Genomic DNA, 26,111 nt, shown 5'->3' with positions numbered 1-26,111 from the left:
AAGCCGCACCGGTACACGCCGTTGTTGACGTCGCGGAACACGAGATCGGCGACCTCGTCGATCTCGTCGCGCAGCCCCTCGGGGTACAGGTCGGGGGCGCCCTCGCGGTGGTACTGCTTCCATTCCGAGGACAGATCCAGCGTCATTCGGGGGTAGTCGTTGGTGACCACCTGCCCGGTGGGTACGTCGACGATCGCCGGCACGGTGATGCCCCGCGGGTAGTCGGGGAAGCGCGCGAAGTACGCGTCCTGCAGGCGCGGGATCTTCAGCACGGGGTCGAGCCCGCCCGGATCCAGATCGAAAGTCCAGCTGCGCTTGTCGTGGGTGGGTCCACACAGCCCCATCGACAGCACGTCCTCGAGTCCGAGCAGTCGCCGGACGATGACCGCACGGTTGGCCCACGGGCACGCGCGGGCTGCGACGAGGCGGTAGCGACCTGGCTCGACGGGGTAGCCGTCGCGGCCGTCCGCCGTGATGCGGGTGGGGATGTAGTTGGTGTCACGTGTGAACTCGGCGCCCGATTCGACGTAGGCGCCCTTCGTGCTCTGCTGGTCTTCCGTCCGGTCCGTCATGTCGACTCGTCCCCGTCTTTCGATGTTGTCTCAGAGCGTACTTCGCGAGATCGTGACCGCGGCGTATGTACCCAGTTCCCGGTATCCGGCGCGGGCGGCGAGCGCGCGCGAGGCCAGATTGTCGCGGGGTGAACGGCATTGGGCGATCAGTCCGCTGTCGAGCGCGTCGTCGGTGGCGATCCCGGCGACCGTGGCGCCCAGCCCGCGGCGCCGGAACGCCGGCGCCGTCAGCACCCCGACGTCGGCGAGGAAACCCTGGAACTCGGCGTAGCCGGCGGAACTGACCGGCTGCTGCGCGTCGTCGAGAAGGGTGAACCAACGGGCGCGGTCACCCAGGTGGGCCTCGGTCACGTCGTCCGGGGGACACGCCGCCTCGACCTGGCGGACGTGGTCGTACTCGTGGGAGACGAGGGGTGGTCTGCCGGTCGCGGGATCCTGGTAGTCGGTGCCGAAGGCGAGCACCGCCGGGCCGGCGCAACGCCCGGATCGGTCCTGCGTGAGTGCGAGCAGCGTCGCGGATTCCGTCAGTTCCTCGGAGGTGTGCCCGTCGGCGCGCTCGATCGCCCACCGGGGGCCGACCAGTGCGGACGTCTCGCCCAGGCGCAGGAATCGGATCGTGTCGGTCTCGTCGTCGACCCGGATGGCACGGTCGTCGGCGTCGGGCCGGGCGGAGAGTGCGTCGTCGGGCAATCCCAGTTCGCGTGACCAGGCGAGTCGAATGATGTCGAGGTGATGGGAGTCCACGGACCCACGGTAGCCGCTTGTTCGCACCCGCTCCGGACAGTATATTCCACGTGGAGTATTCGCTGCGGAGTAGTGGGAGGTGGTGACCGTGGCACTCACACCGCTCGGTGTCACCATCCTCGGACTGCTGTGCGAACGCACGATGCACCCGTACGAGATGTACCAACTTGCCGCCGCCCGGCGTGGACGCGTCGTGAAGATCCGGCCGGGGTCGCTGTACCACACCGTGAGCAGGCTCGAAGGTGAAGGACTGGTGCGCACCACCGGCACCGACAGGGCGGGAAATCGGCCCGAACGCACCATGTACGAGATCACGGACACGGGCCGTGCGGCACTGGTCCACCGGGTCAGCGACATGCTCGCCACCCCGGTGCACGAGTACCCGCAGTTTCCACTCGCGCTGGCGGAGGCGCACAACGTCGACGCACGCACCGTGGTGGAACTGCTCCGGGACCGCCTCGATCACCTCCGCAGGGAGATCGGCGAACTCGAGACCGCCTCCGCGCTCGCCTGCTCCACCGAGATTCCCAGGATCTTCCTCCTGGGCAACGAGTTCCTTCTCGCTGTCGCTCGTGCGGAGCACGAATGGCTGAGCGTTTTGGTGACCGACATCGACTCCGGCGCCATGCCGTGGCTTTCGCCGGAACTTCTCGAACGACTGACACACTCACGCCGGATCCCGTCCGGTTCAGCAAAGGATTGAAGATGGACACCGAGCGCACCGCACCACCCGCGTCGCCACCCGAGCATCGAAATCCCTGGCCCGCGCTGTGGGCCCTGGTCATCGGCTTCTTCATGATCCTCGTCGACAGCACCATCGTGGCGGTGGCCAACCCGGCGATCATGAACGACCTGCACACCGACATCAACAAGGTCGTCTGGGTCACCAGCGCCTACCTGCTGGCGTACGCGGTGCCGCTGCTGGTCACCGGTCGCCTCGGCGACCGGTTCGGTCCCAAGAACATCTACCTGATCGGGCTCGTCCTGTTCACCGGGGCGTCGCTGTGGTGCGGTCTGTCCGGCACCATCACCATGCTCATCGTCGCCCGGGTGTTCCAGGGCCTCGGTGCCGCACTGATGACGCCGCAGACGATGGCCGTCATCACCCGCACGTTCCCGCCGGACCGACGCGGCACGGCGATGGGTCTGTGGGGCGCCGTCGCCGGTGTCGCCACCCTGGTCGGACCGCTCGCGGGCGGTGTCCTCGTCGACAACCTCGGGTGGCAGTGGATCTTCATCGTCAACGTGCCCGTCGGCGTGATGGCGTTCGTGCTGGCCTGGCGGTTGGTTCCCGCACTCGAGACCCACGCGCACAAGTTCGACATCCCCGGCGTCGTCCTCAGCGCGCTCGGCATGTTCTTCCTCGTGTTCGGCATCCAGGAAGGCAGCTCCTACGACTGGTCGGCCACCGTGATGGCGTCGATCGGCGCCGGACTCGTTCTTCTCGGTGTCTTCGTCTGGTATCAGTCCTGGAACAAGAACGAGCCGCTCCTGCCGCTGGCGCTGTTCAAGGACCGCAACTTCTCGCTCGCCAACGTGGCGATCACCTCCATGGGGTTCGCGATCACCGCGATGGTCCTGCCGCTGATGTTCTACACCCAGGCGGTGCGCGGCCTGTCGCCGACGAGGTCCGCTCTGTTGCTGGTGCCGATGGCCGTTCTCACCGGTGTGTTCGCACCGTTCATCGGCAAACTCGTCGACCGCACCCACCCGCGGTACATCGCGGGTGCCGGATTTCTGCTGTTCTCGATCGCACTCGGCTGGCTGTCCATGGTCATGTCACCCGACGTGGCGATCTGGGAACTGCTGTTGCCGATCGGCCTGATCGGTCTCGCCAACGCGTGTATCTGGTCGCCGCTCGCGGCCACGGCCACGCACAACCTTCCGCCCCATCAGGCGGGCGCCGGAGCCGGTGTCTACAACACGACCCGGCAGGTCGGTGCCGTGCTCGGCAGCGCGGCGATCGGCGCACTCATCACGGCCCGCCTGTCTGCGCAGGGACTGAACAGCGACAGTCAGGAGGCCGGCGTCGGCGAGATGCCCGAATTCGTGAAGGAGCCGTTCGCCACGGCGATGTCGCAGTCGATCTGGCTGCCCGCCGCCATCCTGCTGGTCGGTTTCGTCGCCTCGGTGTGTTTCGCACGACCGTTGCGGGATAAGGGGCCCGGCGTCACCGAGGATGACGCAGCCAGTCGGGAAACATCACTGCGGGGTTGAGGAAGTCGTCGGGGTCGAACGCCCGCTTGATCGACCACATCGCCGTGATGTCCTCCCGGCCGAGGGCGAGATCCAGGTAGTTGCGCTTGTGTGCGCCGACACCGTGCTCGGAGGCGATGTTGCCGGCGTGATCGCGGATCAGTTCCGTGATCGGCCGGTACAGCACGGACTCGTCGGGGCAGCGCAACACATTCAGGTGGAGGTTGCCGTCGGCGACGTGGCCGAACAGAACCGGGACGGCGCCGGGTGCCCGGCTCGTCACCATCGCGACGGCGTCGGTGACGAACGCGGCGAGAGTGTCCAGCGGGAGCGCCGCGTCGAATTTCAGCGGTGGGCCGAACAATCCGACCACCTCGGCGAACGCGTCCCGCGCCGCCCACACGCGCGCGCGCCCGGCGGCGTCGATCCCGACTGCCGGTTCGTCGTCGGGGTCGCACCGCTCCAGTGCCTCGGCAAGCTCCTCGGTGAGGTCCCGCTCGCCGGCCAGTTCCACGAGGAGGTACCACGGTAGTCCGGTGGGACCGGCGAAACCCAGCCGCGAAGAGGCCAAGTCGAGCCCGCGGCCGTCGAGCATCTCCACGGCGTCGACCCCGGTGAGCCGCCGGACGATGCGTACGGCGTCGATCAACCGGGTCAGTTGCGCGAATCCGGCGATCGCGGTCACGCGGAACTCGGGGACGGGGCGGAGCGCGAGGTCGACGGTCGTGACCACGCCGAGGGTGCCCTCGCTGCCGACCCACAGGGCGGGTAGGTCGTATCCGCAGTTCTCCGCGCCCATCCGCATGCTGCGCCGCACGATCGCGGAGTCGGGGAGCACCACCTCCAGACCGAGCACCTGCGCGGACATGTGGCCGTACCGCACGGTGTGCAGCCCACCGGCATTGGTCGACACCATGCCGCCGATCGTCGCGGAATCGCGGGATGCGATGTCGATGCCGAACAGCAGTCCGGCGTCGGACGCGGCGCGTTGGAGAACGGAGAGGACGACGCCGGCGCCGACGGTGACGCGCAGGTTCTCGCGGTCGACGGGGCCGATCGACGTCAGCCGCTCCGTCGACAGCAGCACGTCCTCGTGTTCCGGGACCGTGCCCGCCTCGAGGCCGGTGCGCCCACCCTGCACGGTGACCTTCACGCCGGCGCCGCGGCAGATGCCCAGGACGGCCGAGACTTCCGCGGTATCCGCGGGCCGGACGAGTGCGCCCGCCCGCCCGCTGTAGCGGCCCGTGTGGTCGACGGAGCGGGCGGCGAGCACGTCCGCGTCCACGGTCACGAACCGTTCGCCGACGACGTCGGCCAGCGCCGCGCGCAGCGAGTCCACACCCCGATCGTAGGCGGAACGCATGTGGCAGTCTGGCGGCATGACTGAGCCTGCCGCCGCTTCGCATCCCACCCGACTCGAGCGTGTCCGCACCGACGCCGGCGCCGAGATCGCGATCCTGACTTTCGCCCACGGCCCACTGAATCTGTTCGATCAGGCGATGTTCGACGCGGTGCAGGCGGACGTGGCGGCGCTCGCCGAGAATCCGCCGCGCGCGGTCCTGCTGCGCGCCGAGGGCAAGGTGGTCTCCGCGGGGGTCGACGTCCACGTGTTCGACGGGCTCACCGCGGAGCAGGGCGCGGATCTGTGGCAGGAGCTGTTCGCCGAGATCTGCCATCCGCTCGAGGCGCTGCCCTGCCCCGTGGTGTACGCCGCGCACGGCCTGACGCTCACCGCGGCGTTCGAGATCGCGCTCGCCTGTGACATCGTTCTCGCTGCACCGAAGGCGAAGTTCGGACTGGTCGAGACCGTCGTCGGCCTGACGCCGTCGATGGGCGGGCCGCAGCGGCTGGCCGAACGGGCGGGATCCGGCCGGGCACGGGAACTGGTGATGACCGGCGACCTGTACGACGCCGCGACGCTGCACACATGGGGTGTGGTCAACGCCGTCCACGAGGACGTCGACGCGGAGGCCCGCGCGCTCACGGCACGCCTCGCGGACGGGCCGACCCGCGCACACGACGCCACGAAGCAGATCATCTCCGCGTGGCGGTCGGGTGGCGTCGCGCACGCCGACTCGATCACCCCCGACGTGTCGGGTGCGCTGTTCGAGACCGACGACCTGCGGGGCGCCGTGCGCAGCTTCCTCGACGTCGGACCGGGCAAGGCCACCTACACCGGACGCTAGGCGTCGGCGATCCGCTCCCCGCAACTGTGACGGGAGTCATATAGTCGTGGCAACGTCCCGGATCGTGCAGCAGTGGAGTCAGCGGAGGTGCAGATGCCGTCGTCCCTCGTCGAGTACCCGAGTAGTGGTCCGTTCTTCCACGACGACCGGGTGGTCCGTGGTCGCGACGGGCTGCTCCGGTACGGCGGACTCAACCCGTCGCTCACCGAACTGCTCGATGTGTCCGTGCACCGCTACGCAGGCCGGGTGGCCGTCGAGGAGGACGGTGGCCGGTCGCTCACGTTCTCTCAGCTGTGGACGTCCGCGGCGCGGGTCGCCGGCGGGCTGAAGGCGAAGGGCGTCGAGATCGGCGACCGCGTCGCCGTGCGGCAGCCGATCGGGGTCCGCTGGGTCGAGGCATTCCTCGGCGTGCTGCTCGCCGGCGGTGTGCCGGTGGGGGTCAGCCCTGCGCTCGGCGACGCGCAAACCGGTGAGGTGCTCGCCGACAGCGAGTCGGTACTGATCCTCGACGGCGAACTGCCGGAAGGTATCTCGTTCATCGACGACGGCGCGAGCCCCGACGAGCTTGTGCTGCTGTCGTACGCGCCCGGCCCCTCGGAATCCCCGAAGGGCGTCGAACTGAGCAACGAGAACGTCCTCTCGACCATCGAATCCGTGCTCCACGCGCGCGGGTTCAGCTCCGAGGGGCTGCGCAATCTCCTGGTCGAACCCGAACTGCACACCGTCGGATCGCTCGTCGAACTGCTCTCGACGCTGGTGGTGGGCGGGACGGTCCTGCTGACCGGCAGCACGGACGCGGCGTCGTGGCGCGGCACCGGAGCCGACGTGCTCACCGCCGCCCCCGCAGTCCTCCTGCGGGCGGTGGAGACGTCGCGGGTGACGAGCTTCGGCCGGCGCGCGGTGCGCTGGATCGACTACAGCGGAGCCGGCCTGTCGCTGGAACAGTCGCAACTCCTCAGGCGGACGTTCCCGGCTGCCAGGCACTTTCTCGGCTGGGGCATGACCGAGACCTGTGGGACGGGGTTGGCGCTGCCCGACGAGTGCGCTCTGACGCACGCGGGCAGTGTGGGCGTCGCGTTCGGCGGGATGGAGGTGGCCCTGTTCGGTCCCGACGCCGGCCGCGGTGTCGGTGAATTGCTGTGCCGCGGTCCGGGAGTCAGCCGCGGGTACTGGAACAGGCCCGAGGTCACCGCGAAGACGTTCACGGGTGGCTGGTTTCACACCGGCGACACCGCGAATATCGACGGCGACGGCTTCGTCCGTATCGTCGACCGCGACACCGCTGCCTAGGTGGTGCGAAAGGCAGGTATTCGCCCGTGAGCTCTCCCGTCGCCGAGCTGCACATGCACATCGAGGGGTCCCTCGAACCCGAGCTGATCTTCGAGCTGGCCGAACGGAATTCCGTGCAGCTGCCGTACGCGGACCTCGGCGATCTCCGCTCGCGGTACGAGTTCACGGACCTGCAGTCGTTCCTCGACCTCTACTTCGCCAACATGCAGGTGCTGCGGACGGCCCAGGATTTCGCGGACCTCACCCGGGCCTACTTCGCACGGGCGTCCGCCGCCGGTGTCGCGCACGTGGAGTTCTTCTTCAATCCGCAGGCCCACGTCAATCGTGGTGTTCCGCTGCACGAGGTGCTCGACGGGATCATGGACGCGGTGGCAACCAGCGAGCGGGAGTTCGGACTGAGCAGCGCCGCCATCGCCGCGATCCTGCGGGATCGTCCCGTGCACGAGGCGGAGGAAGTGTTCTCGGAGATCATCCGGTTGCAGACGCCGATCGTCGGGCTCGGACTGGACTCGGCCGAGGTGGGCAACCCGCCGTCGCTCTTCGAGGACGTGTTCGCCCGCGCCCGGTCGGAAGGTCTGCACGTGGTCGCGCACGCCGGTGAGGAAGGCCCGCCGGAGTACATCTGGCAGGCGCTCGACCTCCTCGGCGCCGAGCGCATCGACCACGGGGTGCGGGCGCTCGAGGACCCGGCGCTCGTGGCGCGCCTGGTGGACGAGGAAGTGCCGCTCACCGTGTGCCCGTTGTCGAACGTGCGGCTGTGCGTCGTCGATTCCCTGTCGGAGCACCCGCTGCGGACCATGCTCGAGGCCGGTCTGCTCGTCACCGTCAATTCCGACGATCCCGCGTACTTCGGTGGGTACGTCGACGACAACTTCGCGCAGTTGCGCGATCAGCTCGGGCTCACCGACGCGGAGCGGGAAACGTTGGCGCGCAACTCGATCACGGCGTCGTTCGCCAGTGACGCGCGCAAGGCGGAACTGCTCCGCGGCTGACGGACCCCCGGCCGTCAGTCGATCAGTCCGGCATCGCCGAGGCTGCCGGCGACGGCCAGGACGTCGCGGTCGCGGCCGAACGGACCGACCAGGCAGAGGCCGACGGGAATCCCGTCGTCGGTCCGCAACGGCACGGTCGCGCTGGGCAGACCCGAGATCGACGCGAGGCACGTGAGCATCCCCGTGGTGCGCATCGTGTTCCGGAATCGGTCCCCGCTGGGATAACTCGTCCGCTCGGGCGCCACCGAGGACGTCGCGGGCAGTAGGAGCAGGCTGTCGCCGACGTACGCGGTGATCGTCTTCGATGCCTCGGCCAGCATGATCATCTTCCGGCCGTACGTGGATTCCCAGATGCGGCTCGCGTCGACGAAATTGCGGCGCGGTTCGTCGCCGAGCGCCGCCATCGTCTCGCTCACCCAGTCGCCGTGCAGTTGCCACGCCTCGAAGCCCTGCACGTCGACGACGGCGTCGTACCAGTCGGGGAGCCGGCCGATGTCCGTGTCGGTCCACGTCAGCCGGGGCAGGGAACTCTTCTCCCACGACGTCAGGGCACCGCGCACCGCGCCGAGGACGCCGGCCTCGGCGACGGCGTTGATGCCGTCCGAGGTGAGCGCGCTGCGGAACGGGGTCTCCGCGGTGAGGGGGAGCAGGGCGCCGGACACGGCGACGAGGGTGTCGAGGTCGCCGCAGACCCATGCGGGGGTGTCGAACGTGGGGGACAACGGGAACAGGCCCTCGGTGGAGACGGCGCCCCGCGACGGCGCGAAGCCGTACAGGCCCTGATACGAGGCGGGGATCCGGACGGAACCGGTGGTGTCGACTCCCAGGCCGATGTCGGCGCTACCCTGCGCGACCGCGCTCGCCGCGCCCGACGTCGCGCCGCCGGGCAGACGGTCCTCGGACCGCGGGTTGGGTGGCGTCCCGAACTGCTGGTTGACACCGGAATGCCCGTAGCCGAGGTCGTCGGTCTGTGCCAGGCCGACGACGCGGGCACCCTGGCCGAGGAGCCGTGCCACGGCGGCGGCGGTTCCGGTTTCGACCGGTGCCTCGGCGAGCCGCCGCCCGCTGCCCGCACCGATCTGCTGTCCCGCAACGGCATACAGGTCGGTGACGGCAAGTCGCATGTCGGCGAGGGGCCCGTCGCCGGTCGGCGCGACCAGCGGATCACCCTGGACGCGCCACGTCGCCTTGTCGACGGGTGCGAACTCGGACACCGCACCGCCGCCGGGAACGGACAGGCCGTCGGGAAGGGGCGGGACCTCGGGATCGTGCAGCCGTTCTCCACAGGCACCGAGCGCGGCGATGCCGAGCGCCGCCGCCCCGGAGGTTCCGGCGACGCGGAGGAAGGCGCGACGGTCGAAAGATCGACTGGGGGGCACCTAACCCACGTTAGCGACCCAGGACCTGCTGCAGGTACGCGTTGCCGAACATTCGCTCGGGGTCGTACTTGTCGCGCACGGCGACGAACTCGTCGAAGTTCGGATACGCGGGCCGCAAATCCTCGGCGGTGCGCCCGTGCAGCTTGCCCCAGTGCGGCCGGCCGTCCACGTCCCGGGCGATCGCCTCGACCGCGGCGAAGTAGGGTTCGTGATCGCGGCGGTGATACTGATGCACCGCGATGTACGCCGTGTCGCGCCCGTTCGCCGTCGACAGCCACACGTCGTCGCCCGCAGCGAACCGGACCTCGACGGGGAACGCCACCGTGAACCCGGACTTCTCCACCCACGCATCGATCGCGGCGAGAGTGCCGGGCAGTGCCTCGGTGGGAACCGCGTATTCCATCTCGCGGAACTTGACCCGGCGCTCCGACGCGAAGACGCGGTAGCTGCGATCGGTGTACTCCCGCGCGCCCAGGATGCGCGACGACAGCCGGTTGATCTTCGGGATCGTCGAGGGCACAAGGCCGGCCACCCGGTTGATGCCCTCGAACACGATGTTGGACAGCAGTTCGTCGTCGACGTACGCGCGGACCGGATGGACGGGCGACGTCGGAGTGTCACCGGGGAGCCGGGTGTTGCGTTTCGTCAGCACACGCCGGGTGTGGGGGAACCAGTAGAACTCGAAGTGGTCGATGGTGCTGCGGTCGTGGTCGAGTCGCTCGAGGGTGGCGTCCAACGACTCGGGTGCCTCGACGGCGTGCATCACGTAGTTCGGCACGCACTGGATCGTGACCTTCGAGATGATGCCCACCGCGCCGAGGCCGAGACGTGCGGCCTCGAACAGTTCGGGGTTCTCGGTGGGGGAGCAGTCGGTCACCGATCCGTCCGCCAGTACCACCTGGAGGGCGCGGACCTGAGTGGCGAGACCCCCGAAACGCGCTCCGGTGCCGTGTGTTCCGGTGGACAACGCGCCCGCCACCGATTGCACGTCGATGTCGCCGAGGTTGATCATGGCCAGGCCGCGGTGCCAGAGTTGTTCGTTGAGGTCGCGCAACCGCGTGCCGGCGAGCACGGTGACGAGCGCGCCCGCCGGTTCGTCGAGCGTCACGGATTCGATCCCGGTCAGGGCGTCGAGGCCGACGAGGATGCCGTCGGTGACCGCGACCCCGGTGAAGGAGTGGCCTGCCCCCACGGCCTTGACCCGCTGCCCCTGCTCTGCGGCACGGGAGAGGAGCGCGCTCACTTCCTCCACCGAGCGCGGAGTCGCGAACCGCTGCGGGTTCGCCGTCTCGGTGCCCGCCCAGTTGCGCCATGTGTCCTGTGCCATTCGCCCATCATGAACCTGGACGCTCGTCCAGGCAAATGCCGGTGTTGGTCGGGCGTCCGTGTTGGTCACGGACGAGGCCCCCGCAGGTTCTACGATCAGAGGATGCTGAACAGGCTTCCTGCGGATGAACGTCGTGCCCAACTCGTCGAGTCGGCGCTGGCCATCGCGGAGCAGCGCGGCGTCGCGTCGGTCACGGTGCGTGCCGTGGCGGAAGAGGCCGGCGTCTCGCTCGGTGTGGTGCACTACTGCTTCGAGAGCAAGGAGGAACTCCTCGCCGCGATGGGCGAGAGCCTCGTTCTCCAGCTCAGCGAGTCGATGCGACTGGCGTTCGGGCAGGTGCGGCACGCGCCGGACCTGCGCGGGATCGACGGTCTGCGCGAACTCCTCCACATCGGGATCAGCGGGATGTGGCCGATCATCGAAGCCACCCCGGATCGGCAGTTGCTCACGTACGAGATCACCGCGCAGGCTCTGCGGCACCGCGCGTCCGGAAGCGAGCGGGCCGGCGACATCGCCGGTCAGCAGTACCGGACGATGGACGAGGAGGCGATCGAGTTCCTCGCCGAGTGCGCCCGGATCGCCGGAGTCGGCTGGGGCACCCCGGTCGAGGCGATCGCGCGGTTCGGGCTGGCCATCCTCGACGGGCTCGTGCTGCGGTGGCTGGTCGACCGCGACAGCGAGGCCATGATCGCCGCTCTGGACGACATGGTGCAGGTGATCGCGTCGAAGGCCCTCGAGCAGTCCTGATTGGATTCGATCGATCTGGACAATCGTCCAACTCGGTGGTTGACTGGCGCCTTCGGATCGATGGACCACGATTGGACGAACTGTGACGCCGACGCTCGACCGTCTCATCGCCGCGACCACCGAGGTCGACCCGCCGCTGGCCGCACTCGACCTGCCCACGCTGCGCGCCAACGCCGCCGACCTCGTGCTGCGCGCCGGCGGCACCCCCGTGCGCGTCGCCAGCAAATCCGTCCGCTGCCGCGCCGTGCTCCAAGTCGCGCTCGGTGAGAATCTCACCGCGGCAGGCGGCTTCCGCGGGATCATGGCGTACTCGCTCCGCGAGGCGATCTGGCTGGCCCGGCACGGCGCGAACGACATCCTCATGGGCTACCCGACCGCCGACCGCGGGGCCCTCGCCGAACTGGCCGCCGACCCGGAACTGCTGAACCGGATCACCCTGATGGTCGACAGCGACGACCAACTCGACTTCGTGCTCGCCGCGGCAGGCACCGTGTCCCTCCGCGCCCGGCTGTGCGTCGACGTGGACGCCTCTTTGCGACTCGGGCCCGTTCACATCGGAGTCCGCCGCTCCCCGCTCCGCGAACCGTCCGCCGTCGCCGCGTTCGCGAAGCGCGCCGCGGGGCGCGGGTTCGCCGTCGTCGGCGTCATGTTCTACGAAGCGCAGATCGCCGGACTGCCCGATTCCAGCCCGCCGATCGGCTGGATGAAACGGGCATCGGCGAAAGAACTCGCGACCCGCCGCGGCGCCGTGGTGAACGCCGTCCAGTCGGAGGTCGGGGTGCTCGAGATCGTCAACAGCGGTGGCACCGGCTCGCTCGAGGTGAGTTCCGCGGACCCGGTCGTCACGGAGGTGACGGCGGGCTCGGGCCTGTACGTGCCGACGCTCTTCGACAGGTACCGTTCGTTCCGCCCGCACCCGGCCCTGTACTTCGCGCTGTCGACGGTCCGGAAACCCACCCCCGGCATCGCGACACTGTTCGGCGGCGGCTACATCGCCTCCGGTCCCGCCGGGGGTAGTCGTGTGCCGAAGCCGATGTGGCCGTCGGGGCTGAAACTCCTGCGCAACGAGGGTGCGGGGGAGGTTCAGACCCCCGTGACCGGAAGGGCGGCAGAAGAACTCGGCATCGGCGACCGGGTGTGGTTCCGGCACGCCAAGGCGGGCGAGTCGTGCGAGCGGTTCACCGACGTCCACCTCGTCGAGTCGGACGGCTCCCGCACCGTGGTGCCCACCTACCGCGGCGAAGGTCAGTGCTTCGGCTGACCGGTGAGCCGCATGAAGGCGCCCAGTTCGGTCAGACCTTCCGGGGTACTCGGCATGTAGTGCGTGAGCGATTCCGATCGGACGATGATCGCAGCCCATTTACCGCGGGAGACCGCCACATTCATCCGGTTGCGCGACAGCAGGAACGACATGCCGCGCGGCACGTCCTCGATCGCGGACGCCGTCATCGACACGATGGCGACGGCCGCCTCCCGTCCCTGGAACTTGTCGACCGTTCCCACCTCGACCTTGTCGAGACCGACCGCGGCCAAATCGCGTTCGATCAAACCGACCTGCGCGTTGTACGGCGCCACCACCAGGATGTCGGACTCGTCGAGCGGACGGGTGCCCTCGAACTCGCTGGGGTCGGTCCAGCCGGAACCGAGGAGCTTCGTGATCCGGTTGACCACCTCCCGCGATTCCTCGGGGGACTGGGTGGCGTTGCCCTGATGGTCGACGAAGACGGTGTGCACGCCCGGTTCCATCCCGTCGAGTCGCCGTGCGGCACCGGCTGATTCCTGTGAACGTAGCTTGCCGTCGTACGACAGCGTCGACACGGGCGCGCACAGGTCCGGGTGCATCCGCCACGTGCGTTCGAGGAAGTAACCGCGGCTCGCGGGCAGCGCCCCATGTCCCTCGGCGAGCCACCCGAGGGCCGACGCGTCCACCGGTTCGGGATGGGTGCCCTGGCTGACCTGCGGGAGCTGCTGCGGATCGCCGAGAAGGAGGAGATTGCGTGCCGCGCCGCCCACCGCGATGGTGTTGGCCAGCGCGAACTGTCCGGCCTCGTCGATGACCAGGAGGTCGAGGCTGCTGGGCGGAACGCGGTCGGTGTTCGCGAAGTCCCATGCGGTCCCGCCGATCACACACCCCGTTCCCTCCGCCTGGTCGATGAACCCGGGGTAGTCGTTGGAGCTGATGTCGGTCCACGTCGCGGCGCGATGCCGCCCGTCCTTCTTCGCGACGAGTTCGGCGGGGAGCCCGGCCTTCACGACGCCGCCGAGCATGTTCTCGATCACCGAATGCGACTGCGCGACCACACCGATCCGCCACTGGTGCTGCTCGACGAGTGCCTTGATCACGCGGGCCCCGGTGTACGTCTTGCCGGTGCCGGGAGGTCCTTGCACGGCCACATACGAGTCGTCGAGGTCGAGGAGCGCCGCGGTGATCGCGCCCGCGTAGTCCGTCCCGTCGACGGGAGGAAGCGGATTCCCGGTCCGCGTGCGAGGGTCGGATCGGCGGAGAATGTCCACCGACGCGCACCGCGGGAGGTCCGGCAGCGGCGTGCACATGCCGTCTGCGGCCACCGCGACGGACGATTCGATGCGGTCGGTCGTGATCGGCGGCCCCGGGGTGATCGCCGTCGGAAGTTGCACGTATTCCTCACCGTTCAGGAGTTCCTCCACGATCACCACGTCGCGGCGGCGACCGTCCTTCCCGACCTCGAGCACGTTGACCGTGCACGTACCCCGCTGCTGCGGATTGTCGCCCGCGACGGCCTCGGGTGCGGGAGCGTCGTACAGCGCATACATCGTGGTCTTGGGCCCCACGGTGCTCCCGGTCCCGAAACGACCGGTGAGCTCGAGGCGACGGCGCAGCTTGCGCTGCCTCGGGGTGCTCTTGTGCCAGTTCTCCTCGACGACCGCGGACGACACCACCAGGACGTCCCGGATGTCCGACAACTCGTCGTGCGGGACGGTCAGCCGATCGAAGTGCGCCCACCAGAACGGTTTCCGCTCACGGCGGTGATAGCCGACGGCCGCCGCCATGAGCGCAGCCGCCTGCTGATCGTGCCCCCGGTGCTCGCTCGGTCCGTGCCCGGCGAACTCGCGCAACGCCGCCTCCGCGGGAGTGCATTCCTCGGTCACCGGGGTGGGGCCGTCGCCGGGCGGGCGGAGCTCCACGCCGTGCGTCTGCGCCTGCCCGATCAGCCAGTCACGCAACCGCAGCGTGGAGTCGCAGTCGTACTTGTTGTAGTCGGCGATGCCCTGCAGCAACGCGCGTGCCTCGTCGTCGCGGCCGTTGTCGCGGTGATCGCAGTAATCGGCGTACGCGACCACCGACGCGGCGGCATTGGTGACGTCGCCGTCGCGCGGCTGCTCCGGCATGTACAGCGGTTCGAGTTTCTTGATGCTGTACGAACGTTCGCCGATGCGCAGGCATGCCCGCACCACCGGGTACAGATCGACCAGAACGTTGTCGCGCAGCAGGGCGTCGACCGTCTCCTCGCCGGCGCCGTGCCGCCCGGCCAGCCGTAGCAACGCCGACTTCTCGTACGCGGCGTAGTGATAGATGTGCATGTTCGGGTACCGCTGACGACGCGCCGTGACGTAGTCGAGGAAATCGACGAGGGCCTGCCGTTCCTCGGCGCGGTCGTGCGCCCAGAACGGCCGGAACACGGCGTCGTCGGCGGGACCCTCGACCACCCCGAACAGGTACTCGAGACCCCAGTCCGTGGAACCGTCCTCGGCCCACAGAGGGTCTCCCTCGAAGTCGAAGAAGATGTCGCCGTCGTCCGGTTCCGGCAGCCCGCCCAGCGCCTGCGGGGCGTACACCTGGAACTCCGGGGTCCCCGAGGCCTCCTGGCGCAATTGCAGAACGGCCTGGGCGCGAAGCGTGTCCAGGGTGCGCTCGGGGAGACCCTCGACGCCGTCGGAATGCGCTGCGAGCGCGTCGAGCGTGCCGATTCCTGCCGCGATCAGCCTGCTCCGCTGCGTCGTACGCATGCCCGCCACCAGCAGGAGGTCGCGGTGCTGCTCCACTTCCGGGGTGCACGTCTCGCAGCGACCACATGCCGTGTACCGGGGGTCGCCCCACTCCGCGACCGCCTGCTCGTCGCGGTGCTCGTCGAGGATTTGTTCGAGAGACGTCCGCCGAGCCGAGTACACGGGAACGATGTCGCCGAGCGGGTGTGCGGAGTCGCTGTCGTCGCCGAGCAGCAGGTGGACCTCCGGTGAGGTCGGAATTCCGTTGTCGGCCAGTGCCTCCGCGTACGCGGCGAGCTGAAGTAGTGCCGACACCTTCGCGTGCCGCGACAGCTTGGTGTCGTAGACGGCGTACGTGTCGCCGTCGCGGACGAGGAAGTCGCAGAAACCCAGGAAGCGGCCGTCGAAGAACGTGCCCTGATACACGACGTCGGCGCCGCCGCGAAGCGCCTCCACAGTGGCCAGGTTCGCGTCGAACAGCCCCACCTTCGTGTATTCGGGGCGCTCCATCGTGACCACCCCGTCGGCGAACTCGACGCGGAACCGCTCGAGCCGCCGCTGTTCGTGCGCGTCGCCGAGGCTCGACGTCCGCTGCAACATCGGATCGTCGTCGGCGGACCTGCCCGAGGAATCGGCGCCGGCGAGCCCGAGCGTGGCATCCAACCGGCGCAGCAAGGCGAACTCGCAGGTGGCAGCCGCGGAGAGGTCGCTGGCGCTGTAGACGATCGTGTCGTCGAGGAGGAACACAGGCCGATTGTGCCATCGGGGTGCGACAGGCCCAGAATGGCAGCCATGCCTTTCTTCGACGGCCACTCCGGACAGGTCCACTACCGGCACTGGAGCGCGGTGGGTGGACCGGTCGCCCAGCTCGTCTTTCTCCACGGCATGGGGCAGCACACGGGCCATTACCACCGGTTCGCGCGCGGACTGACGACGGCGGGAATCGGGGTGTGGGGAATCGACCAGGCGGGCCACGGCCTGTCCGAGGGTGACCATCCGGGGCCGGTCGCGGACTTGGCTGAGGACGCCGCGCTCCTCACCCGCCTCGCCGAGCAGCACGCGCCGGATGTCCCGCTCGCCCTCATGGGGCACTCTCTCGGCGCCGCGGTCTCGATGGAGCTTCTCCTGCGCGGTGACTCCGGTTTCCGGTGCGCGATCCTGTGCGGGATGCCGAAGACCGCCGCCGTGCCGCAGACGGCGGAGGGCCTGGGATCAGCGGGGATCCCGCTGCTCGCGGTGCACGGCGTGGACGATCGCATCGCACCGATCGATCCCGTCCGCGACTGGGCTGCGGGCGTCCGCGGCCTCGAATTCCGGGAGTTCGACGATGCCGGACACGACCTGCTCCACGAGAAGGTCCACGCCACCGTCACGGCGGTGGTTCGCGACTTCGTGCTGGGCGCTACGCGCCCGTGAGTGGCCGAGGAGTCCCTGCACTCCTCGAGCACTCACGGGCGGCGGAGCCGCTTACGCGTAGATGGCCTCGATGGCCGCGCCGTGCTCCTTGTGGATGACGTTCCGCTTGAGCTTCAGCGTGGGCGTGAGCTCACCTGTCTCCTGCGTGAAGTCGACCTCGAGGATCCGGTACTTCTTGATCTGCTCCGGGTTGGACACCTTCTTGTTGCCCTCGGCCACGGCCTCGTCGATCTCGGCGACCAGGTCGGGGTTCTTGACCAGTTCGGACACGGGGGTGTCGGCGGCCAGACCGTGGCGTTCCTTCCAGCCCGGCAGGGTCTCGGAGTCGAGCGTGATGAGCGCGCCGATGAACGGCTTGCCGTCGCCGACCACGAGGCACTGGCTGATCAGCGGGTGCGCGCGCAGGGCGTCCTCGAGGACCGCCGGTGCCACGTTCTTGCCGCCGGCGGTGACGATGATTTCCTTCTTTCGGCCGGTGATCGAGATGTAGCCCTCTTCGTCGATCGAGCCGAGGTCGCCGGTGTGGAACCAGCCGTCCCGGATCGAATCCGCGGTGGCCTGCTCGTTGTGCCAGTAGCCGTCGAACACGACGGGTCCCTTCAGGAGCAGTTCGCCGTCCTCGGCGATCTTGGCGGCGTGGCCGTCGATCGGCTTGCCGACGGTCCCGACCTTCTGGGCCCGGGTGGTGTTCACCGAGACGGCGGCGCTGGTCTCGGTGAGGCCGTAGCCCTCGTAGACCGGGACGCCGATGCCGCGGAAGAAGTGACCGAGGCGTGCGCCGAGCGCGGCGCCACCGGAGACGGCGCGGTCGCACTCGCCGCCGAGCGCGGTGCGCAGCTTCGAATAGACGAGCTTGTCGAACAGGGCGTGCTTGAGCTTGAGGCCCAGTCCGGCGCCGCCGTTGTCCTGTGCCTCACTGAACGCGATGGCCGTGGCGGACGCCTTCTCGAAGATGCTGCCCTTGCCGCCGTCGTACGCCTTCTGCTTGGCGGAGTTGTAGACCTTCTCGAACACGCGCGGCACCGACAGGATGAAGTGCGGCTTGAAGGCGGCGAACTGGTCGAGCAGCGTGGTGAGGTCGGCGGTGTGAGCGACCGTGACCTTGGCGTCGAACGCACCGAACGAGATGGCACGGGCGAAGACGTGCGCGAGGGGCAGGAACATCAGCGTGCGCCTGCCGGCGTACATCGCGTCGCTGAGCGCCAGCTTCACGGCCGCCGACTCCGCGTAGAAGTTCGAGTGGGTCAGCTGCACGCCCTTCGGGCGGCCCGTGGTGCCCGACGTGTAGATGAGCGTCGCGGGCGACGACGCGCGCACCTGGTGACGACGCTCGTGCAGCTGCTCGTCGGTGACACTCTCCCCGCGCTTCGACAGCTCGTCGATCGCGCCGCCTTCGATCTGCAGCACCTCCCGCAGATCGGGCGCGGCCTCGGTGACGACCTTCAGCGCGTCGGCCTGCTTCGCGTTCTCGACGACCAGCAGCGACGTGCCGGAGTCTTCGAGGATCCACTTCGCCTGATCGGGTGCGGACGTCTCGTAGATGGCGACGGTGCAGCCGCCGGCCGTCCAGATCGCGTAGTCGATGACGACCCACTCGTAGCGGGTTGCCGAGAGGATCGCGACGCGGTCACCGAGTTCGACACCCGACGCGATGAGACCCTTCGCGACGGCGGAGACCTGCTCCGCGAACTCGGCGGCGGTGACGTCTACCCAGCCACCGTTGCCCGGACGTTTGAAAGGTACGAACTTCGGGTCTTCCTCGGCATGACGGAAGACCGTGTCCGCCATGGAGGCGTCCTCCGGAATTGAGAACGACTGCGGTACCGAGAATTCACGCACTATGACCCCTCCACTGAAACGACATGACGGATGTGCATTCGATCACATTTGTCCTAGTTTCGCACCAGGGTCGATGTCCGTTATGTGTATTTCTGTTCTGACCAGCGGAGATAAGTGTAACTCGGCGTAAACTGATAACTCAGGCGGCCTCTTCCAGACGACGCGAATTCGCCGACAGCCAACGCCGGATCGCGTAGTTCAGCTGGTCCGGATCGACCCCGAGCTCGGTCGCCGTCGCCTCGAGGATTTCTTCCGCACGACCGTCGTCGGTGGCCTCGGAGATGCCGAGCGCGCCACTGATGAAGACGTCCGCCACCCGATTCGGCCGGACGCCGGGGATCCCGGCGAGCATCAGGAAGTGTGCCCAGGTGACGTCGCTGCTCTCACCGCACACCTCGATCCAGGCGTCGTGGATCTGCTCCAGGGCGGCCTCGTCGCGCGCGGCCTCCAGTAGGTCGTCGATGCTGTTGATGCGGAGCTGGTGGAGCCGCTCCGCCGCCAGCTGGATGTGACGCGCCTCGATCGGCACGCCGGTGGCGGTGTATCGCCGTTTGTACGAGCCGACCTTGCCCGCCCACTGTTCCGAGCTGCCCGCCTCCTCGAACGTGCGGAGCAGGTCGCGGGCGCCGTCGGTGAGGGGCTGATCGGGGTGCGCCCGCCGGTACGCCAGGTAGCGGTCGACGACGGCGACCTCGCTGTGCCCGGCGCTCGACTGCACCGACTCGATGATGCACAGGGCGAGGCTGTGCCGATAGGCATCCGATGTGACCCAGCCGGACGGGTCGCCCAATCGGTCGCGGCAGGCGGTGACGACGGTTTCGACGGTATCGGCAGAGACGGTCACGAGATCCTCCAAAGGCAGTCTGTTCTGTGCTCTGTCCGGTGTATCGACAGGGCCTCCGGGAACGTTGCACCGGAGCTGAAGATTCCTCGAGAACGACCGTCAGTGGAGGGTCAGCAGGTCCGTGACCTCGCTGTCCGAGAGTTGATGGAAATCGTCGTACGCAGCGCCGACGCCGCCGAGATCCGCCGGGATGTACGGGCAGATCACCTCGTCGGCGGTCACCCGGAGGCGGCCGACGGCCTCGGGTGCGGCGACCGGGACGGCGATGATGACGCGCGCCGCGCCCAGTTTCCGCACTGATTGGCAGGCCACCGCCGCGGTCGCGCCCGTGGCCATCCCGTCGTCGACGAGAACGGCCGTACGGCCCTTCAACGACGTTCGCGGTCTGCCGCCGCGCAGCACCCGGGCCCGCCGTTCGAGTTCCCGGCGCTCCTTCGCCTCGACCATGGCGAGCGCGGTCTTGCCGATCCGGGCGATCCGGAGAACGTCGTCGTTGATCACCCGGGAGTCACCCTCGCCGATGGCGCCCATGGCGAGTTCCGGCTGCCACGGGACACCCAGTTTGCGAACGAGTACGACGTCGAGGGGGGCCGACAGTGCGGCGGCGATCTCGAAAGCGACGGGGACCCCGCCGCGTGGCAGACCGAGCACTACCAGGTCGGTGCCGCGCAGGTGGGCGAGTGCGGCGGCCAGTCTGCGACCGGCGTCGGCGCGACTGGTGTACAGCATCGAACGCTCCGTGATCGTGGAGAACGGTTCGTCTCCGACGCTACTCCCGATCGGGTCGTTCAGATCTCGGTGACGGTGAATCGGCGCAGGGCGAGGGCGGGATTCTTCTCTCGCACCTCGGTGATCCGGTCCGCGCTCACCGCGGCGACCGCGGCGCCCACCCGCTCGCCGAGCGAAGCGAGGGTCACACCCATGGGGTCGACGATCATGCTGTTGCCGGCCCCTGTTCGCGCGCTCTGGTCGGCGGCGGCCACGTACACGGTGTTCTCGATCGCGCGGGCCCGGACGAGCGTGGACCAGTGGTCCTCCTTGAGCGGTCCGGGCACCCACTGCGCGGGCAGCAGCAGCACGTCGGCGCCGGCATCGACGATGCGGCGGGTGACCTCGGGGAACCGGAGGTCGTAGCAGGTCTGCATGCCGAACGTGAGGCCGTCGACCGCGAAGGTCTCCGGGTCGCCGATCTCGCCGGCGCGGATGACGTCGGATTCCTTGTAGCCGAACGCGTCGTACAGGTGCAGTTTGCGGTAGGTGGCGACGATGTCGCCGCCCGGCCCGAGCGCGACGAGGGTGTTGGAGATGTGATCGTCCGCGGGCAGCTGTTCGTTGACACCCGCCACCAGGTGGATGTCGAGTTCCTTCGCGGTCGCGGCCAGGCCGGTGACGAACTCGCCGTCCAGGCCCTCGGCCGACTCGACGATCCGCTCGTCCGTTCTCGGCGCCGTGAACATCGCATACTCCGGCGCCACCACCACCTTCGCGCCGCGGCCCGCGGCCTCGGCGGTGAGCGTGCGGAGGGTGCGCAGGTTCTCCTGCTTGTCCTGACCGGGAGCGAACTGAATGACAGCGACATCGACCATGCCGTCCACGCTAGGCGACGACGTCGCAGGGGTGTTCCCCGTCCCGGTCGCCGCGTATTTCCGCGGCGTGGCGTTGCGGTGTGGACTCGTGCACTAAACTGCTGGTCAATGAGTGATATCGAGCGTGACCCCGAACCCCCCACTTTTGCCGACCTCGACATCGATGATCGGGTCTTGAAGGCACTGTCCGATGTGGGCTACGAGTCGCCCTCGCCGATCCAGGCAGCCACCATTCCGCCCCTCCTCGCCGGCAACGACGTCGTCGGCCTGGCGCAGACCGGCACCGGCAAGACCGCTGCGTTCGCGGTACCGATCCTCTCGAAGATCGACCTGACGCAGAAGTCGCCGCAGGCGTTGGTCCTCGCGCCGACGAGGGAGCTGGCCCTGCAGGTCGCGGAGGCGTTCGGCAAGTACTCCGCCCATATTCCGGGCCTGCACGTCCTGCCCATTTACGGTGGTCAGAGCTACGGCGTCCAGTTGTCGGGACTGCGGCGTGGCGCACACGTGGTGGTGGGCACGCCCGGTCGCGTGATCGACCACCTGGAGAAGGGCACCCTCGACCTGTCCAAGCTCTCCTACCTCGTCCTGGATGAGGCCGACGAGATGCTGAAGATGGGGTTCCAGGAGGACGTCGAGCGCATCCTCGCCGACACTCCGGAGTACAAGCAGGTGGCGCTGTTCTCGGCGACGATGCCGGGCGCCATCCGCAAGATCTCGAAGCAGTACATGCACGACCCCGTCGAGATCACGATGAAGTCGAAGACGTCGACGGCCTCCAACATCTCGCAGCGGTACGTCCAGGTGGCGCACCAGCGCAAGCTCGACGCCCTGACGCGTGTTCTCGAGGTCGAGGACTTCGAGGCGATGATCATCTTCGTGCGCACCAAGCAGGCCACCGAGGACCTCGCCGAAAAATTGCGGTCTCGCGGTTTCTCCGCGTCGGCGATCAATGGCGACATCGTGCAGGCGCAGCGTGAGCGGACCATCGGCCAGCTCAAGGGCGGCGCCCTCGACATCCTCGTGGCCACCGATGTGGCCGCGCGTGGTCTGGACGTGGACCGCATCTCCCACGTCGTCAACTACGACATCCCGCACGACACGGAGTCGTACGTCCACCGGATCGGCCGTACCGGTCGCGCCGGGCGTGCGGGCGAGGCGCTGCTGTTCGTGGCACCGCGCGAGCGGCACCTGCTCAAGGCAATCGAGAAGGCGACCCGTCAGCCGCTGGCGGAGATGCAGCTGCCCAGCGTCGACGACGTCAACGCGCAGCGGGTGTCCAAGTTCGGTGACTCGATCACCGAGAGCCTCACGTCCGACAACCTGGCGTTGTTCCGCAAGATGATCGAGGACTACGAGCAGGAGCACGACGTGCCGCTCGCCGACATCGCCGCCGCGCTCGCGGTGCAGTCGCGCGACGGCGAGGCGTTCCTCATGGCGCCCGAACCGCCGCCCGCGCCCCGCCGTGAGCGTGAGCCCCGCGAACGTCCCGCGCGCCGTTTCGACGACGGTCCGCCGACGCGGTCGCGTGGACCGGAGGGCCAGGAGCTCGCGACGTACCGCATCGCGGTCGGCAAGCGGCACCGTGTGGTGCCGGGTGCGATCGTCGGTGCCATCGCGAACGAGGGTGGGCTGCGGCGCAGCGACTTCGGGCACATCAGCATCCGCCCGGACCACAGTCTGGTGGAGTTGCCCGCCGATCTGGCCCCCGAGACGCTCGAGGCCCTGCGCCGTACCAGGATCTCCGGTGTGCTGATTCAGCTGCAGCCCGATTCGGGTCCGCCGTCGGGTCGACCGCGCGGTGGCCGCGACGATCGGGCAGGCGGAAAGTTCCAGCGCGACCGGGACAGCAGGAAAGGGCCGCGCGAGTAGTACTCGCGCGGCCGTCCCGGACGGGATCCCCGGCGGTTACGCCGGGGGAGCGGGAGCCGGGGCAGGCTGTGCCGCCTCGGCGGGCAGCGGGCCCTCCTCGGGAACGAAGAACGAACCGACGGTCGGCAGCACGTAGCAGGTCGCGTTGGTGTAGCCGACGGTGCCGAAGATCGATGCGACGACGGTGCCCGGCCCCGTCGTCACGACCTTGTTCAGCGCCGGATAGCCGCCTTCCGTGACGCCGTCGAGGGGCAGGATTCCGCTGGCACCGGTGTTGGTGTTGATCCACGCGACGTTCAGTCCGGAGGACTTCACGACACCGGGGTAGGCGGAGAGCGCCTGGAAGCTGATCTCGTCGGCCTTCACCTCGGCCGTGGGTCCGGTGGTGCCCGACGCCAGCGTCAGCGTGACCGGTGCGACGGTGCCGCAGCCCACGGTCGGTGCCGTGTAGAGGAACGGGGTGTACGCACCCGCGACGTCGTGCAGCACGGTCGACGTGGCCAACGCCTCCACCGCCGCCTTCGACTCGGGCTTGTCGGCCTGGGTGCGCAGCTCGGCGAGTCCGGGGACGTCCGGGGTTGCCGGCTCCGCGGCTGCCGTGCCGGAGAGTCCGAAAGTCGCCGCGATGCCGACCGTTGCCGCCGCGATCGTGCGTCGCGTCACGCTCATACCGTCCACCTGAACTCCTCGTTGTCTCGTCCGGGCCGCTCTGCAGCGCCGCCCGAGCGGAGAATTTACCCGAGACCGGGGAAAGAGTCAGGACCAGCTGCCTCCGCCGGCGAGCGTATCGGCTCGTGCGCCGTCGAGGGACTGCCGGATGATGTCGGCGTGACCGGCGTGCCGGGCGAGCTCCTCGATCTGGTGCAACAGCAGGAAACGGACCGTGAAAACGACTCCCGGCGCCATCCACTGCGCCACCTCGGCGGGCAGGTGGACGTCGCGATCGAGATCCGTTTCGGCGGCGACCGTGGCCTCGGTTGCGCATTGCGCGTCGTCGAGTCGGGCGCGGAGGACGTCGACGGTCTCGTCGTCGGTGACGTTCCAGGCGGCCATCCACGCGGCCACCGGATCGCCGCCACCGCGCGGGGTACCGGTGATCCGGGAGGTCATCGCCTCCTCGCCGTCGATGATGTGCTTGAGGAGGGACGCCAGGCTCTCAACTGTTGCCTCGATATCTAATACTATCGAGTAGGTTCTGACACTGTCTGTCGATGCGAATCGGTGAGGCTGCGGAATACTTGGGCATGTCGGTAGTGGGGGTGCGCAAGGCGGCATCGGAGGGCCGGTTGCCGTCTCGGCGCACCGGTTCGGGTCACCGAATCTTTGACCGCGCGGACCTCGACGCCTATCTGGGCAGGCCTGCATCGGAGTGTGCGGGAGCGACGCCGGAGAGGGTGGAGGCATTGTATTGCCTCGTGTCGGGCTCGACCGGGTAAGAGGCGTCGCTGGCCAATCAGGAAAAGATGTTGCGGGAGAGCGCTACCGGTGAGATATATCGGGTCTACAAGGATCGCGGTTCGGGTCTCGGTTCGGGTCTCGAGGGAGAAGCGGGGCGGGGCGCGGCCGGATGCTCGACACCCCGGCCGAGGGCGGGGTTCCCGGTGGTGAGGGTGTGGCGAGATCGGGTGGCCCGGTTCGTCGGTGGCGTGGATCTTGCGGTTCTTGTCGGAGGCCGGCGTTACAGTCGAGGTCCTGCGAGACAAAGGGCGACAGATCGCTGGTGGGAGGGTTGATGGATGACGTCACGGTGTTGCCGGCATCGTTCTCCGGCCGCCTCTATCAGCTGCGGTCGACACAGATTCAACACCGGCTTCGGGGCGGTGCCGCCGCACGGTTGGGAAAGGGGTAACCGATGAGCACCTCGGGGGATCGCGGGTCTTCTCCGACCGCGACGGTGCTCGCCGATCGTCAATTGTGCCCGGCATGACCGGGCCGGGAACGACTGCGCCGCGGCAATTCGCGGTCACCACCCGCCCACACGGGGCGGTCGACGATGCGACCGGGGAGCCGATCGGCCTCGACGACGTCGACACCCGGGTGGGGTGGCTCCTGGACCTGGTCACCGCGGCCGGGCGGGAGTTGGTGTCACGGCTGTGGCAGCCGCCGACGTTCGACGTGCTCGCCGCCGGGCGTGACCGCCAGGATCGCAGGCTGCCCGCACAGGGCCACGTTGCCGCGGCCCGCCTCGGCTGGAACCCGAGCTACCCGGATGGTGTCTATGTGCCGTCGCGGGTAGCTCGGGTGGTGACCGCTCAGGTGATGGCCACCCTGCGGACACTGACGCACCGGGATAACGCGATCGCGGCACTGTCGGCCCGATTCGACCCGGCCACCGGGGCTGTGGCACCGCCGACCGGATCGGCGGACGACGTGCCACCGGGCTTCGCTCGAGGAGTCCGGCGCCAGCTCATCGCACACGCCCGCCGCGGCGGCGAGGCACCAGCCGGCCGGTTGCGGATCACCGACGTGCAGGAACCGCCCCGGATGGCGGCGATGGCCCGACTGTCGGCCGCCGATCGGCAGCTCGCGCAGAGCACCGTGACAGAGCGTGAAATGGTATTGACGGTGAAGTTGCCCACCTGCCCGGCCCCGGCGGGGCGGGCGCAGTGGCGCAGTGTCCGGCTGACCGCCGCCATCCCGGCGCATCTGCACGGCAGGGCGATCATCGATTGGCATCTGCCGACCCTGGTCCTCGACCACCGGGGCCTGCTGTGGCGGTGCGCTGCGACCGAGCTCGTCCCGGCAGCCGACCTGGACTCGGCCACCATGGCGATGGGGGTCGATTGGTCGCCGTCCACTCTGGGTGCCGCCGCCATCGCCGCCGAAAACCCCGAGGGGCTGGTGTCGGATTACCGGGGCTGGACCTACGACGACCGCGGCCTCGGGATCAAGCTGGCGCGCCTGCAAGCCGAAGGCCAGCTGCTGCACGCCAAGGCGGCCCGGTTGACACGCCTGGCCGCTGCCGCCCCGCCCGAGGTCCGCGCCGAGTTGGAGGAGAAGATCGCCGTCCTCGACGCCCATCGCACCGCGGTAGGTGCCAAGAGAGGCAAGATCAACCGGGAACTGGCCTTCGACTTCGCCCGGCAGGCCACCGACTACGCCGCCGCAGCCGGCGCGCAGGTGATCGCGGTCGAGGATCTCACCACCCTCGAGACCCA

23 protein-coding genes are annotated in these 26,111 nt (G+C 68.9%); 11 read left to right on the top strand and 12 right to left on the bottom strand.

The window, feature by feature from the left end; all coding sequences use genetic code 11:
• Nucleotides 1–572 (bottom strand): glutathione S-transferase family protein (locus RJ1_RS32005; RefSeq protein ID WP_501193855.1); only part of this gene is annotated, 572 nt, incomplete at its 3' end.
• A gap of 30 nt (nt 573–602) precedes the next feature.
• Nucleotides 603–1,316, bottom strand: a complete 714-nt coding sequence (locus tag RJ1_RS32000) for a GNAT family N-acetyltransferase (RefSeq protein ID WP_073366508.1) — start codon at nt 1,314–1,316, stop codon at nt 603–605.
• Nucleotides 1,317–1,395: 79 nt separating this feature from the next.
• Here RJ1_RS32000 and RJ1_RS31995 point away from each other — a divergent pair, with 79 nt between their 5' ends.
• Both RJ1_RS31995 and RJ1_RS31990 read left to right on the top strand, forming a co-directional pair.
• Nucleotides 1,396–2,019, top strand: coding sequence for a PadR family transcriptional regulator (locus tag RJ1_RS31995; protein ID WP_073366507.1), 624 nt, complete (start codon nt 1,396–1,398; stop codon nt 2,017–2,019).
• 2 nt (nt 2,020–2,021) lie between these two features.
• Entirely contained in the window at nt 2,022–3,533 is a 1,512-nt protein-coding gene (locus RJ1_RS31990) for an MFS transporter (protein ID WP_073366506.1), read from the top strand.
• Here the strand turns inward: RJ1_RS31990 and RJ1_RS31985 are convergent.
• On the bottom strand, nt 3,487–4,851 hold the full coding sequence (locus RJ1_RS31985) for an FAD-binding oxidoreductase (RefSeq protein WP_083400679.1): 1,365 nt from the start codon (nt 4,849–4,851) through the stop codon (nt 3,487–3,489). The two genes, RJ1_RS31990 and RJ1_RS31985, sit on opposite strands and share 47 nt — an antisense overlap.
• 40 nt (nt 4,852–4,891) lie before the next feature.
• Here RJ1_RS31985 and RJ1_RS31980 point away from each other — a divergent pair, with 40 nt between their 5' ends.
• From RJ1_RS31980 to RJ1_RS31970, 3 genes are all read left to right on the top strand, one after another.
• Nucleotides 4,892–5,698, top strand: a complete 807-nt coding sequence (locus RJ1_RS31980; protein ID WP_073366504.1) for an enoyl-CoA hydratase/isomerase family protein — start codon at nt 4,892–4,894, stop codon at nt 5,696–5,698.
• Between the two features lie 93 nt (nt 5,699–5,791).
• Complete coding sequence (locus RJ1_RS31975) at nt 5,792–6,988, top strand: class I adenylate-forming enzyme family protein (protein ID WP_073366512.1); 1,197 nt, start codon at nt 5,792–5,794, stop codon at nt 6,986–6,988.
• A 26-nt stretch (nt 6,989–7,014) separates the two neighbouring features.
• Nucleotides 7,015–7,980: an adenosine deaminase gene (locus RJ1_RS31970; RefSeq protein WP_073366503.1), complete on the top strand. Its 966-nt coding sequence runs from the start codon at nt 7,015–7,017 to the stop codon at nt 7,978–7,980.
• 14 nt (nt 7,981–7,994) lie between these two features.
• On the opposite strand, the gene RJ1_RS31965 is transcribed toward RJ1_RS31970, so the two are convergent.
• Nucleotides 7,995–9,359, bottom strand: coding sequence for an amidase family protein (locus RJ1_RS31965; protein ID WP_073366502.1), 1,365 nt, complete (start codon nt 9,357–9,359; stop codon nt 7,995–7,997).
• Nucleotides 9,360–9,369: 10 nt separating this feature from the next.
• Nucleotides 9,370–10,686 carry a D-arabinono-1,4-lactone oxidase gene (locus RJ1_RS31960; protein ID WP_073366501.1) on the bottom strand — a complete coding sequence of 439 codons (1,317 nt, stop codon included), beginning with the start codon at nt 10,684–10,686 and terminating at the stop codon, nt 9,370–9,372.
• Between the two features lie 102 nt (nt 10,687–10,788).
• On the opposite strand from RJ1_RS31960, the gene RJ1_RS31955 reads away from it, so the two are divergent.
• Nucleotides 10,789–11,433 carry a TetR/AcrR family transcriptional regulator gene (locus RJ1_RS31955; RefSeq protein WP_073366500.1) on the top strand — a complete coding sequence of 215 codons (645 nt, stop codon included), beginning with the start codon at nt 10,789–10,791 and terminating at the stop codon, nt 11,431–11,433.
• Nucleotides 11,434–11,515: 82 nt separating this feature from the next.
• Entirely contained in the window at nt 11,516–12,694 is a 1,179-nt protein-coding gene (locus RJ1_RS31950; protein ID WP_073366499.1) for an amino acid deaminase/aldolase, read from the top strand.
• Here the strand turns inward: RJ1_RS31950 and RJ1_RS31945 are convergent.
• Nucleotides 12,679–16,146 carry a TM0106 family RecB-like putative nuclease gene (locus RJ1_RS31945; protein ID WP_073366498.1) on the bottom strand — a complete coding sequence of 1,156 codons (3,468 nt, stop codon included), beginning with the start codon at nt 16,144–16,146 and terminating at the stop codon, nt 12,679–12,681. The two genes, RJ1_RS31950 and RJ1_RS31945, sit on opposite strands and share 16 nt — an antisense overlap.
• A 45-nt stretch (nt 16,147–16,191) precedes the next feature.
• On the opposite strand from RJ1_RS31945, the gene RJ1_RS31940 reads away from it, so the two are divergent.
• Nucleotides 16,192–16,815, top strand: a complete 624-nt coding sequence (locus tag RJ1_RS31940) for an alpha/beta hydrolase (RefSeq protein WP_073366511.1) — start codon at nt 16,192–16,194, stop codon at nt 16,813–16,815.
• 51 nt (nt 16,816–16,866) lie between these two features.
• Here the strand turns inward: RJ1_RS31940 and RJ1_RS31935 are convergent, their stop codons facing one another.
• The 4 genes from RJ1_RS31935 to RJ1_RS31920 form a co-directional block, all read right to left on the bottom strand.
• The gene (locus RJ1_RS31935; protein ID WP_073366497.1) at nt 16,867–18,654 is read right to left on the bottom strand and encodes an AMP-dependent synthetase/ligase; all 1,788 of its coding nucleotides are present in this window, start codon (nt 18,652–18,654) and stop codon (nt 16,867–16,869) included.
• Between the two features lie 139 nt (nt 18,655–18,793).
• Nucleotides 18,794–19,498 carry a DUF8548 family protein gene (locus RJ1_RS31930; RefSeq protein ID WP_073366510.1) on the bottom strand — a complete coding sequence of 235 codons (705 nt, stop codon included), beginning with the start codon at nt 19,496–19,498 and terminating at the stop codon, nt 18,794–18,796.
• Between the two features lie 99 nt (nt 19,499–19,597).
• The gene (locus RJ1_RS31925) at nt 19,598–20,227 is read right to left on the bottom strand and encodes a phosphoribosyltransferase (protein WP_073366496.1); all 630 of its coding nucleotides are present in this window, start codon (nt 20,225–20,227) and stop codon (nt 19,598–19,600) included.
• A gap of 59 nt (nt 20,228–20,286) precedes the next feature.
• On the bottom strand, nt 20,287–21,084 hold the full coding sequence (locus RJ1_RS31920; protein WP_073366495.1) for a carbon-nitrogen hydrolase family protein: 798 nt from the start codon (nt 21,082–21,084) through the stop codon (nt 20,287–20,289).
• A 108-nt stretch (nt 21,085–21,192) separates the two neighbouring features.
• Here RJ1_RS31920 and RJ1_RS31915 point away from each other — a divergent pair, with 108 nt between their 5' ends.
• The gene (locus RJ1_RS31915; RefSeq protein WP_073366494.1) at nt 21,193–22,953 is read left to right on the top strand and encodes a DEAD/DEAH box helicase; all 1,761 of its coding nucleotides are present in this window, start codon (nt 21,193–21,195) and stop codon (nt 22,951–22,953) included.
• Between the two features lie 36 nt (nt 22,954–22,989).
• On the opposite strand, the gene RJ1_RS31910 is transcribed toward RJ1_RS31915, so the two are convergent.
• Nucleotides 22,990–23,622, bottom strand: a complete 633-nt coding sequence (locus RJ1_RS31910; protein ID WP_073366509.1) for a hypothetical protein — start codon at nt 23,620–23,622, stop codon at nt 22,990–22,992.
• 87 nt (nt 23,623–23,709) lie between these two features.
• On the bottom strand, nt 23,710–24,063 hold the full coding sequence (locus RJ1_RS31905) for a mycothiol transferase (RefSeq protein WP_240319962.1): 354 nt from the start codon (nt 24,061–24,063) through the stop codon (nt 23,710–23,712).
• Nucleotides 24,064–24,164: 101 nt separating this feature from the next.
• On the opposite strand from RJ1_RS31905, the gene RJ1_RS48025 reads away from it, so the two are divergent.
• Both RJ1_RS48025 and RJ1_RS46905 read left to right on the top strand, forming a co-directional pair.
• Nucleotides 24,165–24,389 carry an excisionase family DNA-binding protein gene (locus tag RJ1_RS48025; protein ID WP_369691064.1) on the top strand — a complete coding sequence of 75 codons (225 nt, stop codon included), beginning with the start codon at nt 24,165–24,167 and terminating at the stop codon, nt 24,387–24,389.
• Nucleotides 24,390–24,876: 487 nt separating this feature from the next.
• Nucleotides 24,877–26,111: transposase (locus RJ1_RS46905; RefSeq protein ID WP_073366493.1), on the top strand; the 1,235-nt coding region annotated here is incomplete at its 3' end.

The sequence above is a fragment of the Rhodococcus jostii NBRC 16295 genome, assembly GCF_001894825.1.
Classification (GTDB): Bacteria; Actinomycetota; Actinomycetes; order Mycobacteriales; family Mycobacteriaceae; genus Rhodococcus_F; species Rhodococcus_F jostii.
The sequence above is the reverse complement of the archived record's forward strand: the minus strand, read 5'-3'. Positions and strand labels throughout refer to the sequence as shown.

What these genes read in the sequence shown, in the direction of transcription:
- RJ1_RS31990 (WP_073366506.1), top strand. Translation starts at nt 2,022, where the DNA reads ATGGACACCGAGCGCACCGCACCACCCGCGTCGCCACCCGAGCATCGA.
- RJ1_RS31980 (WP_073366504.1), top strand. Translation starts at nt 4,892, where the DNA reads ATGACTGAGCCTGCCGCCGCTTCGCATCCCACCCGACTCGAGCGTGTC.
- RJ1_RS31975 (WP_073366512.1), top strand. Translation starts at nt 5,792, where the DNA reads ATGCCGTCGTCCCTCGTCGAGTACCCGAGTAGTGGTCCGTTCTTCCAC.
- RJ1_RS31960 (WP_073366501.1), bottom strand. Translation starts at nt 10,686, where the DNA reads ATGGCACAGGACACATGGCGCAACTGGGCGGGCACCGAGACGGCGAAC.
- RJ1_RS31955 (WP_073366500.1), top strand. Translation starts at nt 10,789, where the DNA reads ATGCTGAACAGGCTTCCTGCGGATGAACGTCGTGCCCAACTCGTCGAG.
- RJ1_RS31940 (WP_073366511.1), top strand. Translation starts at nt 16,192, where the DNA reads ATGCCTTTCTTCGACGGCCACTCCGGACAGGTCCACTACCGGCACTGG.
- RJ1_RS31925 (WP_073366496.1), bottom strand. Translation starts at nt 20,227, where the DNA reads ATGCTGTACACCAGTCGCGCCGACGCCGGTCGCAGACTGGCCGCCGCA.
- RJ1_RS31920 (WP_073366495.1), bottom strand. Translation starts at nt 21,084, where the DNA reads ATGGTCGATGTCGCTGTCATTCAGTTCGCTCCCGGTCAGGACAAGCAG.
- RJ1_RS31915 (WP_073366494.1), top strand. Translation starts at nt 21,193, where the DNA reads ATGAGTGATATCGAGCGTGACCCCGAACCCCCCACTTTTGCCGACCTC.
- RJ1_RS31910 (WP_073366509.1), bottom strand. Translation starts at nt 23,622, where the DNA reads ATGAGCGTGACGCGACGCACGATCGCGGCGGCAACGGTCGGCATCGCG.
- RJ1_RS31905 (WP_240319962.1), bottom strand. Translation starts at nt 24,063, where the DNA reads ATGACCTCCCGGATCACCGGTACCCCGCGCGGTGGCGGCGATCCGGTG.
- RJ1_RS48025 (WP_369691064.1), top strand. Translation starts at nt 24,165, where the DNA reads ATGCGAATCGGTGAGGCTGCGGAATACTTGGGCATGTCGGTAGTGGGG.